We start from the raw sequence: 13,806 nt of genomic DNA on the forward strand, positions 1-13,806 counted from the left end.
ATGACGATTCCGAAACACGAGCCGCGCGAAGTCTTCGATCAGGCGATCGAGCATACGCGGACGCTTTCGCCCGCAACTTTTGATCAGTGGTTCGGGGGCGTTCAGTTCGATGATCTGACCGACGGCGTGCTCACGCTGCGTGTCCAGAACGAGTTCGTCCTCGAGTGGGTCAGGGACAACTTCCTGCCCTCGCTGACGGACAAGATCCGCGAGCTCACCGGCTGGTCGGTCCAGGTGGCGTGGACGGTCGATCAGCACCTCGCCTCGCCGATCGCGAAGCGCGTGGAGCTCACCCCGGTGCGCCCGCGGGCGCTCGTGGTGCGTCCGACGAGCACGGCGCCGGCGCCGGCGCCCCGGCCCGAGCCGTCGCTCCGGCGCGTCTCGTCGCTGCCGGACGACCTGAACCCGAAGCACACCTTCGCGAGCTTCGTCGTGGGCCCGTCGAACCAGCTGGCGCACGCGGCCGCGATCGCGGCGGCCGGCGGCGGGGGCCGCCGGTACAACCCGCTCTTCATCTGCGGCGGCACGGGGCTCGGCAAGACCCACCTCATGCACGCGATCGCGCACCGCGTCTTCGAGGGCAGGCCGGACGCGCGGATCATCTACGTCTCGGCCGAGAAGTTCACGAACGACTTCATCACGGCCATCCAGCACCACCGGATGGATGAGTTCCGCGCGCGGTACAGGTCGAGCTGCGACGTGCTGCTTGTCGACGACATCCAGTTCCTGGCCGGGCGCGAGCAGACGCAGGAGGAGTTCTTCCACACCTTCAACGCGCTCCACACGCTCGACCGGCAGATCGTGGTGACGAGCGACAAGTACCCCCAGAACCTCGAGCGCATGGAAGAGCGCCTCGTCTCGCGGTTCTCCTGGGGGCTCGTCGCCGACATCCAGGTGCCGGAGCTGGAGACGCGCGTCGCGATCGTCCGGAACAAGGCGGCGCTCGAGGGCATCGCGCTCACCGACGACGTGGCGCTCTACCTCGCGCAGATGGTCCGCTCCAACGTCCGCGAGCTCGAGGGGACGCTGATCCGGCTGGCGGCCAAGAGCTCGCTCACGGGTCGCCCCGTGGACCTCCCGTTCGCGCGCGCCGAGATCACGGCCACGTCGCCGCCGCGGGCGCAGATGATGAGCGTCGAGGACATCCAGCGCGCGGTGTGCCACCACTTCCACCTGCGCTCGATCGACCTCACGTCGAAGGACCGCCACAAGAGCGTGGCCTTCGCGCGCCACGTGGCGATGTACCTCTGCAAGCAGCGGCTGAAGTGCAGCTTCCCGGAGATCGGGCGGGCCTTCGGCAACCGCGACCACACGACCGTGATGAGCGCCGTCCGCAAGATCGAGGCGCAGCGCGACTCCGATCCGCAGGTACGCGCCCACCTCGAGGCGCTCGAGAAGAAGCTCGCCGACGAATAAGGCGCGCGGCGCGCCGAGCAAGGCGCGCCGGAGATCCTGCCGCAGCCGCAGGGCGGTCAGAGCTCGGACAGCGCGGTGCGTGCGTCGTCGGCGACGAGCTTGTTGCCGTACGCGGAGGCGAGCTCGAGCACCTCCGCGAGCTCGCCCCGCGCCTCCTCGACCTGACCCCGCTGCTTCAGGAGCGCGCCGAGCAGGTACCGGCTCTCCAGGGCGTCCGTCCGGTAGGAGCGCGCCTCGGCGTAACGCGCGAGCTCGCGCAGGAGATCGCCGGCGCCGGCCGCGCCGCTCAGGCCGTCGAGGTAGGCGAGGTGCGCGCGGTTGATCGAGACGAGGCGCTCGTGGCCGCTCTCCTCCGCGAGCTCCTTCGACTCGGTGAGCGAGGCGTAGGCGCGCGGCAGATCGCCGAGCCGGCGGCTCGCGTCGCCGAGGTTGTGCAGCGCGGCGGCGGTCTCGAAGCGCAGGCCCGCGGACCGGGCGAGGTCGACGGCGCGCGCCGAGGTCTTCACCGCCGCGGCGAAGTCGCGGAGGAAGACGTGCACGAGGACGCGCTGCTTCTCGCGCTCGCTCGCCGCCGCGAGATCGCCCGGGTTGCCGAGCGCCTCCGCCCGATCGAGCGCGCGGATCGCCGCCTCGATGTCCCCCGTCGCCGCGCGCGTCTGGGAGATCGCGAGCAGCAGCCGCTCGTCGTCGATGTCGCCCATCGCCTCGAGCTGCTCGACCGCGCGGACCGCGCGGGTGAAATCGCCCGTCCTCACGCCGATCTCCGTCTCGCACGCGAGCGCCTTGCGGCGGAGGTCCTCCCGGTCGCCGGTGAGGGCGTACGCCTCCTCCAGCCGCGCGTACGCGTCCGCGAAGAGGTCCACCGCGCCGAGGGCGCGCGCCACATCGACGCGCGCCGAGAGCTTCTGCTCGGGGGTGCCGGCCTCGTCGATGCGCCGGAGCGCGCGGGCCGCGACGTCGCCCAGGTCGGGCGCGGAGCGCACGCGCACGACGACGTCCGCGAGCGCGCCGAGCCACGCGGAGAGCTCCGCCGGCGAGCGGTGGGCGTGGTCGCCGAGGTCGAGCGCCTGGGAGATGAGCCGGAGCGCCGGGTCGAGCTGGCTCGCGCGGATCTTGTGGAGCGCCGCCCGCGCGTGGAACGTGGCGGCCCGGTCGCGATCGCCCGCCTGGTAGAAATGCTGCCCGATGCGCTCGGCGTGCTCGGCGCTGTCCTCGCCCACGACCGCGAGGTACGCCGCCGCGGCCGCGGCGTGCAGCTCCCGGCGGAGCTCGGGCGGGATCGCGTCGAGGACGATCTCGCCGTGCATGGGCGACGCGAAGCTCGCCTGCTCGGGGCCCTTGAGCCGCAAGAGATCGCGGGTCGCGAGCCCGGAGATCGCGCGGTTCACGAGCGAGAGCTTCTGCTGGAGGAGCGCCGCGAGGACCTCGGTCGGCACCGGATCGCCGAGGATCGCCGCCGCCTGGAGCACGGCGCGGTCGCTCGGGTCGAGCCGCCGCACCCGGGTGGCGATGAGCGTGCGCAGCGAGCGCGGCACCGCCGAGGCGCCGTCGAGCCGGGCCTTCACGGCGCCGCCGACGACGCTGAGCGCGCCGGAGTCGCTCAGCTCCTTGATGAGCTCCTCGAGGAAGAGCGGGTGGCCGCCGGCGCGCTCGCGGCAGAAGGCGAGCACCTCGGGCGGCAGGAAGGTCGCGCCGATGCGCGCCGACATGAGGCGCGCGCTGTCGCTGTCCGAGAGCTCCCCGACCTGGATCCGGTAGAAGTGGGGGTGCGCCTCGAGCAGCGGCGGCGGGTCGCTGCGGGTCGCCAGGATCAGCACGGCGCGGAGCCCGCCGGCGCGGCCGGCCGTGGCGAGGAGGGTCTCGGCGGTGAGCTGGTCCATCGCCTGCGCGTCGTCCCAGGCGAAGCAGTGGAGCCGATCCTCGCAGAGGCTCTGCACCATCCGCGGGAAGGCCGCGCGCAGGATCGCGGTCGTCCCCTGCGGCGCCCGCTGGTCGACGAGCGCCGCGCCGAGCTGGCCAAGCACCGCCGCGGACTCGTCCTCGCGCAGGCCGAGCGCGCGCAGCCGCGGCAGCACCGCGCGGATGCGCTCCTCGTCGTCGCCCTCCTGGATGCCGCAGAGCACCTGCAGCATCGCGGTGAGGCCGCTCCACGGGACGTCGGCGCCGTTGTGCGGGCACGACGCGACGTAGACCCCGACGTTGTAGTCGCCCTTCGAGAGCCGCCGCTCCATCTCGGCGAGCAGCCGCGTCTTGCCGATGCCGCGCTCGCCCTGGATGACGGCGATCTGCGCGCGCTTCCTCGTGGCGTCGGCGAGGATGTCCCCGAGCTGCTTGAGCTCGTCGCGGCGGCCGACGAAGCGGCCGTACGCGCCGTCCGGGGGCTGCGCCGAGGTGACCACGCGGCCCCCCTCGGGCGCGGTCCGGCCCGCGCCGGGCAGCTCCTCGGTCGTGAACGCGTTGCGGAGGACGCGCCCGGTGAGGTGTGACACGGCCACTTGCGACTCGGTCGCGCGGGCGAGCGCCTGGGCCGAGGCGATGAGCGACGTGAGCCGCTCGTCCCGGATCGGGGCGCCGGCGCTGTCGACCAGGATGCGGGCGAGGTGGATGCCGGCCGAGGCCGCCGCGCCCCCGCCGCGCGAGCGCAGGATCACGAGGGCGGCGCGCACCGCGGCCTCGGTGTCGCGGCCGTCGGCGTCGCCGAGCCCGAAGACGGCGACGAGCTGCGACGCCTCCTGCTCGAGCAGCAGCGCGCCGTAGCGCGCCAGCACCTCGCGGGCCCGCCCGATGCGCCTCGCCGCGTCCTCCTCGGAGCCCGTGAAGATGAGCACGAGCGCCGTGACCTCGCGCCGCTCGCCGAGCCCGCGCGCGGCCGGGCTGCTGTCGGCCTTCTCGAGCAGCTGGAGGAGCCCCGACGCCGTGCGGCTGCGCGTGCTGCTCGTCGTGTGCGGCACCTCGACCGGCGTGCGCTCGTTGGCCCCGATCGGCTCCTCCTCGAGCACGGCGCTCGCCTCGAGCGCGGCGCCCGCCGTCTCCTCGTGGAACGGCTCCAGGAACTCGGCGAGGTCGTTCGCCCCGAACCGCTCGCCCGTCGCGTAGAAGAACCCGAGGAGCGCCTCGTGCAGCCGCCCGGCGTCGGGGACCCGATCCTCGACGTTCCTCGCGAGCATCGTGCTCACGATGTCGACGAGCGACCTCGGCACGTCGGGGCGCACGAGCGCGAGCGGCGGGTACTCGCTCGCCTGCAGCCGCCGCATGACCTCGAACGCCGTCGGCGCCGCGAACGGGTTCGAGCCGGCGATCATCTCGTAGAGCACCGTCCCGAGCGAGAAGAGGTCGCTCCTGCCGTCGATCGCGCCGGCGCGCGACTGCTCGGGGCTCATGTACGCGAGCTTCCCGCGGATCCTGCCGGCGCGCTTCTCGCCGACCTCCTCCTCGGTCATCGACTGCGTCGCCTTGGCGATGCCGAAGTCGGTGACCTTCACCTCTCCCTCCCAGGAGAGCAGGATGTTCTGGGGCGAGATGTCGCGGTGGACGATGCCGAGGGGGCGCGACTGCTCGTCGCGCCGCCGGTGGGCGTGGTCGAGCGCCTTCGCGATCTCGGCCGTCATGAAGACGGCCATGCCGAGGGGGATCGGCCGCTTGGACCTCCGGCAGCGGGAGAGCAGCGTCGCCAGGTCGAGCCCGGGGACGTACTCCATCGCGATGAAGTAGCTGGTCGGATCGCCGTTCGGATGGTCGACGCGGCCGAGGTCGAACACCTGCACGATGTTCGCGTGCGAGAGGCGGACGGCGAGCTTGGCCTCGTGCACGAACATGTCCACGAAGCGCCCCTGCTCGGCGAGCTTGGGGAGGATGCGCTTGATGACGAGGACCTTCTCGAACCCCTCGACGCCGAAGCTCTTGGCCTTGAAGACCTCGGCCATGCCGCCCTCTCCGAGGCGCTCGAGCAAGCGATAGCGTCCGAAGGTCTCGCTCAGCATCGTCCCGTCGAAGCCCCGCGCAGCCTTGCGTCTAGAGCGCGCGCGGCGCTCCGGAGGGGACGGCCTCGGATCGGCGAGCGAGCCGGTCTTTGATCCCCGGCTGCGTCGCCCGGCCGCGCGTCACGTCTCGACCGCCTTGTTCGCGCCGGCGTCATCATCCCCTCCATACATCGACTCGGCGATCCGGAACGCCGCCCCCTCGAGGCGCGCGTACGCCGCCCGGAGCGTGTCGAGATCGCCGCCGCCGTCGAGCAGCTTCCTCAGCGCGGCGCACTCGGCGTGGACCTCGCCGAGGAGCTCGGCGTCGAGCAGATCGCCGTAGCCCTCGAGGGCCTGCTCGGTCGTGTAGGCGAGGGTCTCGGCCTGGTTGCGGATCTCGGCGAGCTCGCGCCGGAGCGCGTCGGTCTCCTTGAACCGCTCGCCCTCCAAGACGAGCCGGTCGACCTCGTCCGGCGTGAGGCCGCTCGTCGGGGTGACCCGGACCTCCTGCACCCGCCCCGTCCCGAGATCCCGCGCCTCGACGCGGACGATCCCGTTCTCGTCGATGCGGAAGGTGACCTGGATCTTGGGCAGCCCGCGGGGCGCGGGGGGGATGCCGGTGAGCTCGAAGCGGGCGAGGCTCCGGCAGTCGGCGGCCATCTCGCGCTCGCCCTGGAGCACGTGCACGGGCACGAAGCTCTGGTTGTCGACGCTCGTCGTGAAGATCTCGCTCCGCTCGGTCGGGATCGTGGTGTTCCGCGGGATGAGCTTGAACATCACGCCGCCGCCGGTCTCGACGCCGAGCGACAGCGGCGTCACGTCGAGGAGCAGCACCTCGTCCACGTGCCCCGAGAGCGCGGCGCCCTGCAGCGCCGCCCCGACCGCGACGACCTCGTCGGGGTTCACGCCCTTGTTCGGCTCCCGGCCGAAGAACTCGCGCACCGCCGCCTGCACCGAGGGCATCCGCGTCATGCCGCCGACGAGGACCACGGTGTTGACGGCCGAGACGGGGAGCTTGGCGTCCCCGAGCGTCGCCCGGCAGACGTCGATGGTCCGCCGGATGAGGCTCTCGCAGAGCATCTCGAGCTCGTTGCGCCGCATCGTGCGCTCGAGGTGGAGCGGCCCGCCGCCCGGGCCGACGGCGATGAAGGGGATGTTGATCTCGGTCTCGAGCGACGACGAGAGCTCGTGCTTCGCCTTCTCCGCCGCCTCCTTGAGCCGCTGCAGCGCCATGCGATCCCGGCGCAGATCGATCCGGTGCAGGCCATCGAACTCGTCGGCGAGCAGGTCGATGATCCGCTGGTCGAAATCCTCGCCGCCGAGGTGCGTGTCGCCGCCGGTCGACTTGACGCTGAAGACGCCGCCCGCGATCTCGAGGATCGAGATGTCGAACGTCCCTCCGCCGAGGTCGTAGACCGCGATCGTCTCGGCCTTCACCTTGTCGAGGCCGTAGGCGAGCGCCGCGGCGGTCGGCTCGTTGATGATCCGGCGCACCTCGAGCCCGGCGATCCGCCCCGCGTCCTTCGTCGCCTGCCGCTGCGCGTCGTCGAAGTAGGCCGGGACGGTCACCACCGCTTCCGTCACCGGCTCGCCGAGGAACCGCTCGGCGACCTGCTTCATCTGGCCGAGGATCATCGCCGAGATCTCGGGGGGCGAGTAGCTGCGCCCCTTGACCTCGACCCAGGCGTCGCTGTTCGCCGCCTCGACCATCTTGTACGGGGCGAGCAGGACCTGCTTGCTGACCTCGGGCGCGCTGAACTTGCGGCCCATCAGCCGCTTCACCGCATAGATGGTGTTCTGCGGGTTCGTGACCGCCTGGCGCCGCGCCACCTGCCCGACCAGGCGCTCACCGCTCGCGGGGAAGCCGACGACGGAGGGGGTCGTGCGCGCGCCTTCGGCGTTCGGGATCACCCGCACGTCGCCGGCCGAGGCGACCCCTGCCCCTTCGACGACCGCCACGCACGAGTTCGTCGTCCCGAGATCGATGCCGATCACCTTCCCCATATGCGGCGAAAGATACTACAGGCCTGGATGCTCGCCGGGTGGGCAGACGACCGTGGCGCCCGCGATATTTGGGGAGATCGTGCGGTGAGGTGGCGGGGCACAGCAGATCCCGGAGAGGACCACCGCCATGATGCGCATGAGGCAGGAGGTGTGCGCCGGGGGAACCGGCGCGCGACGCCGGTGGAAGCTCAGCTCGCTTCGGACGCCGGCTCGCCGGGCGAGCCCTTCGAGACGACGACCATGGCCGCGCGGAGCAGGTAATCGCCCTGCATGTAGCCCGGCTGGACCTCCGCGATCACGACGCCGGCCGGGTGCTCGGTCGACTCGATCTGCTGGATGGCCTCGTGCACGCTGGGATCGAAGGGCTTGCCGACGGCGGCGATGCGCTTGATGCCCATGCGATCGAGCGTGTCGACGAACTGCTTCGCCACGATCCGCACGCCCTCGGCGACCGACTTCGCGTCGGGCGCGCTCTCGGCGTGGCTGGCGGCGCGCTCGAGGTTGTCGAAGACCGGGAGCAGATCCTTCAGGATCGTCTCGCGGCCGCGGCGCTGCGCGTCCTCGACCTCGCGCCGGGAGCGCTTACGGAAGTTGTCGAAATCGGCGGCGGTGCGCAGCAGCTGCTCGCGCAGCCGCGCGGCCTCCGCCTGCGCCTCGCCGAGCTTGTCTTCCGGGGTGGGGGCTCGCTGCTCCGCCGGCTCTGCGCGTTCCTCCTGCGCCTCCGCCGTCTCCCCCGTGTTCTGGTTCGACCCATTTTGTTCCGAATCGCTCATAGGACGGCCGGCACTATAGCCAGCCGCGATCCGCTGGCAATCGCCAGGCCGAAGTCGGCCCGCGGCGGGCGAGCACCGGCGCGTCCGGACGGCTGCGTCCCCCGGGACCGGCCGCGGGCGCTCGCCGGCGTCCGTGACCGGGCGCTCCGGACGCGCGTTTCGCCCGGGGTTCCGCGATCCGCAGCCGGCCATGCATCCACCGTTTGCTCCGACCCCCTGCCCGGCGTTAGATCGGCCCCATGAGCATCGCCACAAGCCCAGGCGGCGACCCCGCCCCGGCGAACGCCTCGACGCCCGCCAGCTCGCCGCTCCTCGCGGCGCAGAAGCACCTCCTCGGCAACTACCGCCAGCCCGCGTTCGTCCTTGACCGGGGCCGGGGTTGCGAGCTCTTCGACACGGAGGGGCGCAGGTATCTCGACATGTGCGCCGGGGTGGCGGTGGCGTCGCTCGGGCATGCTCACCCGCGGCTCGTGGCGACCATCGCCGAGCAGGCGGGCCGCCTCATGCACGTCTCCAACTATTTCTTCAACGCGGAGAACCTCCGCCTCGCCGAGGAGCTCTGCGCGAAGACCGGCTTCGACCGCGCCTTCTTCTGCAACTCGGGCACGGAGGCGAACGAGGCGATGCTCAAGCTCGCGCGCCGCCACTTCTTCAACCGGGGCGAGACGGAGCGCTACCGGATCGTCGCGTTCGAGAACGCGTTCCACGGCCGCACCCTCGGCGCGATCGCCCTGACGGGGACGCCGAAGTACCGCGAGGGGTTCGGCCCGTCGCTCGCGGGCGTCACCCACGTGCCTTACGGGGACGTGGCCGCTGTGCGCGCCGCCATGGGCCCGGACGTCGCGGGGATCCTCGTGGAGCCGGTGCAGGGGGAGGGCGGCGTCCTGCCGGCCCCGGCCGGGTTCCTCGCCGAGCTGCGGCGCATCGCGGATGAGCACGGCGCGCTGCTGCTCCTCGACGAGGTGCAGACCGGCATCGGGCGCACGGGGCACTGGCTCGGCTCGATGGTTGACGGTGTCCAGGGCGACGCAGCGGCGCTCGCGAAGGGGCTCGGCGGCGGCTTCCCTGTCGGCGCGCTGGTGCTGCGGGAGCGGCTCAACGGCGCGCTGCCCCCGGGCTCGCACGGCTCGACCTACGGAGGCAACGCGCTCGCCTCCGCCGCGGCGCGCACGGTGCTCGCGGTCATCGAGGAAGAGAAGCTCTGCGAGGCCGCCCAGAAGCGCGGCGAGCAGCTCGGCCGCGGCCTCGCCGCGATCGCCGCGCGGCGGCCGGACGTGTGCGCCGGCGAGCGCGGGCGCGGCCTGCTCCGCGGGCTCATCCTCGCGCAGGGGGTGGACGGGCGGATCGCGCTCGGTCGCGCGCGCGACCGGGGCGTGCTGCTCACGATCGCGGGCAGCAACGTGCTCCGGTTCACGCCGCCCCTCATCGTGAGCGAGGCGCAGATCGACGAGGCCCTGGCCGAGGTCGAGGCGGCGCTCGCCGAGACGCCGGCTGCGGGTTGAGGTGGTCGCGTCGCGCGCAGCCGGGCCCACCGTCGCGCCCCTCCCGTGCTCGGGCTGCAGCAAGCTGATCGATCCGCTGCGCGCGGGGCACGTCGCGATCTTCGACCAGCGCTTCCACTATTTCTGCAACGCCCGGTGCCGCCACACCTTCCTCGGTGAGGCGTCGCCCGCGCCGGGCGACGTCCGGCCGCCTGGCCTCGCGGCGCACGGCGCGGCGTTCCTCGGCGCTGCTGCTCGAGGGACCTCGCCGGGGACGCCACCGGGCGCCGCCCGGCCGTACGCCTCAGCGCCGCGCGCCGAGCCCGCGCGGGCGGGCTCGGACGAGGGCGCCACGCGCGTCGCCGATCTCGACGCGCCGATCGTCGACGCGTTCCCGCCCGTGTCGCTCGACGAGAAGCTCCCGGACCTGCCCCTCCTCGACGACGATCGCGCGCTGCTCGAGCCGATCGGGAACACCATCCTGAGCGAGGAGCCGCAGCGCTACGAGGCGGTCGAGGCGCGGGACATCGGCGCGCTCCTGCTCGTGCTCGCGATCATCGCGGGGACGCTCGCCGTCGCGCTCACCCTCGCCGGGGACGCGAAGCTCGTCATCGGCGCCCGCATCGTGCTCGCCACGGTGAGCGCGGGGATGCTCCTCGGCCGCGCCGCCACGACCGCGCGCGACGCCACGGACCCGCACCCGGCGCCGATGCTCGCCCCCGTCCTGGGCGGGCTCGTGGCCGCCGTCTGGGCCCTCTTCGGTCAGGATCACGCGCTCGCGGCCGAGGCCGCGTCGCTCGCGGGCGTGATCGCCACCGCCAGCGCGATCAGCGCCTGGCTCATCGAGAGCGCCCGCCACCGCGTGTTCGCGGAGCGGGGCTGGATCGCGTCCGTGCTCTCCGCGCCGGCGCGCTGGCCGCCGGGCGCGTGGGCGCCGAGCCCGGCGCCTGCCGACCGAGCCCTTCCGCGCGGCGACGACGGCGCCGCCGAGGGCGCCGGGGTCGAGCTCTACGAGCTGCGACCGGGCGAGAGCGTCCAGGTCGACGCGGGGGATGTCGTCCCCGTCGATCTCGTGGTCACGGGCGGCGACATCGAGGTGCTCCCGTGGATCGGCGCGACCACGCCGGCCCGTCGCCGCGACGGCGACCCGGTCATCGCCGGGGCCACGGTGGTCCGGGGCCGCCTCGTCGGCGCGTGCACCTTCTCCGGCGGCGATCGCGCGGTCGCGCGCGTGCTGCTCGACGCTCGCCGGCGCGCGGACGCCCTCGCGCCGATCGCGCAGGCCTCGCGCGCCCTGACCGAGCGCTGGGCGCTCGGCGCCGCGGCGATCGGCGCGCTCTCCGCCTTCGTCGCCGGGCGGGCGCCCGTCGAGATCGCGATGACCGCGGCCGCCGTGCTCGCCGCGATGGCCACGGCGATCACGGCCTCCATCGCCTCGGTGCACGTCGCGCGGGGCATCCTGCTCGGGCTCCGCCGGGGCATCGTCTACAAGAGCGCCGACGCCTGGGATCGCGCAGGCAGGGTCTCGGTCGCCGTGTTCTGCGCCCGCGGCACGCTGCTGCTCGGCGAGCCCGAGCTCGCGGAGCTGGAGGCGACCGGCCAGAAGCTCACGCCGAGCGACGTGCTCGCGCTCGCGGCCGGGGCGGAGCGCACCGAGGAGCACCCGGTCGCCACGGCGATCGTCCGCGCCGCCCGCGTCCGCGGCCTGCGGCCCGACGGGGTGCGCAACCCCAACTTCCACCCCGGCCTCGGCGTGACGGCCGTCACCTCGTCCGGCGAGGAGCTCTGCGTCGGCAACCGCGCGCTCATGCTCGAGCAGCGGATCTCGATCGCCGCGGCCGAGAGCCGCGTCGCCGAGCTCGAGGCGCTGGGGCGCACCGTGGTCCTCGTCGCGGTGGGCGCCCGCCTCGTCGGCGTCATCGGCCTGCAGGACGGGCTGCGCCCCGGGGCGCGGGCCGCCATCCAGCACCTGCTCGACGCGCAGATCGAGCCCGTGCTGATGTCGGGCGACGCGCGCGAGACGTGCGAGGCCATCGGCCGCTCGCTCGACATCGACCACATCCGCCCCGAGGTCCTCCCCGCGGATCGCGGCGCCGAGGTGCGCCGCCTGATCGACGCGGGCACGAGCGTCGCCGTCCTCGGCCACGCCGGCGTCGACGACGCCGCGCTCGGCGCCGCGGACGTCTCCGTGGCCCTCGGCGCGGCCGGCTCCGCGCCCGCCGACTTCTCCACGGTCCTCGCCTCGGATGACGTCCGCGACGCTGCGCTCTCCCTCGCGCTCGCGCACCGCACGCGCCTCGAGGCGCGCGTCGGGCTCGCGCTGAGCGTCGCCCCCGCGCTCGTCGGCGCGGCGGTGATCTCCGCGTTCGTGCTCCCGCCGGCCTACGCCCCCATCGCCTCGCTGCTCGGCGGCGTCATGGCCGTCGTCCACGCCCGCGCGCTCGACGCGAAGAGCTGAGCGCCGCCGCGCGCGGCCTGCGGCGCCGGCCTGCGGCGCCGGGGCGGGCTACGAGATGCCGGAGGCCGCGCTCTTTGTGTCGCGGCAGTCCAGGCAGACGCCGTACATCTCGTGCTTGTGCCAGGTCACCTCGAAGCCGTACTTCGCGGCGATCTCCTCCTGGAGCGCCTCGATGCGCGGCTCCTCGAACTCGATGATCTTCCCGCAGCTGACGCAGATCAGGTGGTCGTGGTGCGCGCTGGCGTCGTCCGCCAGCTCGTAACGGCTGAGGCCGTCGCCGAACCGGCGCTCCGAGGCCACGCCGCACTCCGCGAGCAGCTTGAGCGTCCGGTAGACCGTCGCGTACCCGATGCCTCGGTCGTGCGCGCGCACTTCCGTGAGCAGGTCCTCGATGGTCATGTGCGGCGCGCCCGAGAAGAAGGTGTCGACGATCAGCCGGCGTTGCGCCGTCGACCTCAGCCCCTTCTTGGCCATGTACGCCTGGAGGCGGGCGCGCAGCCGGTCGAGGGCAACTTTGTCGACGTGGGTCACGCTGTCCCCCTCACTCGCGATGACGGCCATGACGAGTTTATCCCGTTCGCGGCGAACCGCGTCAAGGCCGGCGACCGCGCCTGCTCGGCGCGACTGGGCAGCCCCCCTGTCGCTACTCGCCGACCTGCGCCATGTAGCTGACCTGCGCGGCCGAGCCTCCCAAGGGGCTCAGCAGCGTGACGGGCGGCGCCACCATCCCGGCCGCCGACGTGTTGTCGATGACGACGTAGTAGAGGCCCGGGCGCAGCGCATAGCGGCGCGTCTCGATGATCCCGGGCTGGAGAGGGCCGCCCGCCTGCACCGGGCCGGGCGGGGGACCGAGCGGCTTGCCGGTCTGATAGGCCTCGCGCCAGGCGTCGCCCGTCAGCTTGTCGACGATCATGATGTCCACGGGGGCGCCCTGCACGCTCACCTTGAGGTAGAGCGCCTGGTCCGAGTCGGCGACCTCGAACGGTCCGAGGTAGTCGCGCTGGTGCGCGTGCACCTCGACGCTCTCGTTCGCGAACGTGTAGCGCTCGTCGTCCTCCACCTCGAACGGGTGGTGCGGCCGCTGGGGCGGCATGAGGATCCCCAGCGTGAAGTCCTTCCCGGTCTCCTCGTTGTAGAGGACGGTGAACCCGCGGGTCATCTCGCCCGCGACGATCTGGTTGCCGATCAGGTTGGCGATCCCTCCGAACGGCGCGACGTTCGCCATCACGTCGATGACAGGGTTCTCGACGTAGCCGAGCTGGAAGCTCGGGCCCTGAACGATCCGGTTCAGCCGTCCCCACACGTAGACGTCGTCGCCCGCGATCTGGAAGTCGGGCCGGTACTCGACGGACGTCGTGAGGGAGAAGCCCACGCGCTTGGCCGGCTGCATGTAGCCGTACCCCGTGCCGGCGATGTGCACGGTGACCGTCTGGGCCGAGTCGTTGACGTCGTACGAGCACTGCATCGGGAAAAACCGCCCCATGGCCGACGATCGGTCCTGCAGGCGCAGCGAGACCCCGCTCTTCAGCATCTCGGGGCAGATCTTGCTGGCGCCGAAGTTCGAGAACAGAAACCAGCGGAGGCCGGGGCTCGCGTTCACGGGGCCGCTGATGCAGGGGCAGCCGACGAACGTGAACGACAGGGCGACGACGGCGAGCGTCAGCGCGGCAGACGCGGTGGACGCGCGGGGGGACGGGGAGCTTCGTGCGGGCACG

Annotated in this window: 8 protein-coding genes; 3 read left to right on the forward strand and 5 right to left on the reverse strand. The window is 73.0% G+C overall.

Annotated features, from left to right (window positions below):
- The gene (gene dnaA / locus WMF36_RS00005) at positions 1-1,416 is read left to right on the forward strand and encodes a chromosomal replication initiator protein DnaA (RefSeq protein ID WP_437485109.1); all 1,416 of its coding nucleotides are present in this window, start codon (positions 1-3) and stop codon (positions 1,414-1,416) included.
- Positions 1,417-1,472: 56 nt separating this feature from the next.
- Here the strand turns inward: dnaA and WMF36_RS00010 are convergent, their stop codons facing one another.
- The 3 genes from WMF36_RS00010 to grpE form a co-directional block, all read right to left on the reverse strand.
- Positions 1,473-5,396 (reverse strand): serine/threonine-protein kinase, encoded by a 3,924-nt coding sequence (locus WMF36_RS00010; protein WP_437577493.1) that lies wholly within the window; start codon positions 5,394-5,396, stop codon positions 1,473-1,475.
- 120 nt (positions 5,397-5,516) lie between these two features.
- Entirely contained in the window at positions 5,517-7,379 is a 1,863-nt protein-coding gene (gene dnaK, locus WMF36_RS00015) for a molecular chaperone DnaK (protein ID WP_437577494.1), read from the reverse strand.
- Positions 7,380-7,567: 188 nt separating this feature from the next.
- Positions 7,568-8,152, reverse strand: coding sequence for a nucleotide exchange factor GrpE (gene grpE, locus WMF36_RS00020; protein ID WP_437577495.1), 585 nt, complete (start codon positions 8,150-8,152; stop codon positions 7,568-7,570).
- A gap of 239 nt (positions 8,153-8,391) precedes the next feature.
- On the opposite strand from grpE, the gene WMF36_RS00025 reads away from it, so the two are divergent.
- Together WMF36_RS00025 and WMF36_RS00030 are read left to right on the forward strand one after the other, a co-directional pair.
- On the forward strand, positions 8,392-9,654 hold the full coding sequence (locus WMF36_RS00025; RefSeq protein ID WP_437577496.1) for an aspartate aminotransferase family protein: 1,263 nt from the start codon (positions 8,392-8,394) through the stop codon (positions 9,652-9,654).
- Between the two features lies 1 nt (position 9,655).
- Positions 9,656-12,091, forward strand: a complete 2,436-nt coding sequence (locus WMF36_RS00030) for an HAD-IC family P-type ATPase (RefSeq protein ID WP_437577497.1) — start codon at positions 9,656-9,658, stop codon at positions 12,089-12,091.
- Positions 12,092-12,139: 48 nt separating this feature from the next.
- Here the strand turns inward: WMF36_RS00030 and WMF36_RS00035 are convergent, their stop codons facing one another.
- Both WMF36_RS00035 and WMF36_RS00040 read right to left on the reverse strand, forming a co-directional pair.
- Entirely contained in the window at positions 12,140-12,652 is a 513-nt protein-coding gene (locus tag WMF36_RS00035; RefSeq protein WP_437485121.1) for a Fur family transcriptional regulator, read from the reverse strand.
- 82 nt (positions 12,653-12,734) lie between these two features.
- Entirely contained in the window at positions 12,735-13,805 is a 1,071-nt protein-coding gene (locus WMF36_RS00040) for a hypothetical protein (RefSeq protein ID WP_437577498.1), read from the reverse strand.
- Position 13,806: the final 1 nt, after the last annotated feature.

The sequence above is a fragment of the Sorangium sp. So ce887 genome (genome assembly GCF_051521455.1).
Classification (GTDB): domain Bacteria; phylum Myxococcota_A; class Polyangia; order Polyangiales; family Polyangiaceae; genus Sorangium.

Excerpts from the sequence above, each read along its gene's own strand:
- dnaK (WP_437577494.1), bottom strand. The coding sequence starts at position 7,379 with ATGGGGAAGGTGATCGGCATCGATCTCGGGACGACGAACTCGTGCGTG.
- WMF36_RS00025 (WP_437577496.1), top strand. The coding sequence starts at position 8,392 with ATGAGCATCGCCACAAGCCCAGGCGGCGACCCCGCCCCGGCGAACGCC.
- grpE (WP_437577495.1), bottom strand. The coding sequence starts at position 8,152 with ATGAGCGATTCGGAACAAAATGGGTCGAACCAGAACACGGGGGAGACG.
- dnaA (WP_437485109.1), top strand. The coding sequence starts at position 1 with ATGACGATTCCGAAACACGAGCCGCGCGAAGTCTTCGATCAGGCGATC.
- WMF36_RS00035 (WP_437485121.1), bottom strand. The coding sequence starts at position 12,652 with ATGGCCGTCATCGCGAGTGAGGGGGACAGCGTGACCCACGTCGACAAA.
- WMF36_RS00010 (WP_437577493.1), bottom strand. The coding sequence starts at position 5,396 with ATGCTGAGCGAGACCTTCGGACGCTATCGCTTGCTCGAGCGCCTCGGA.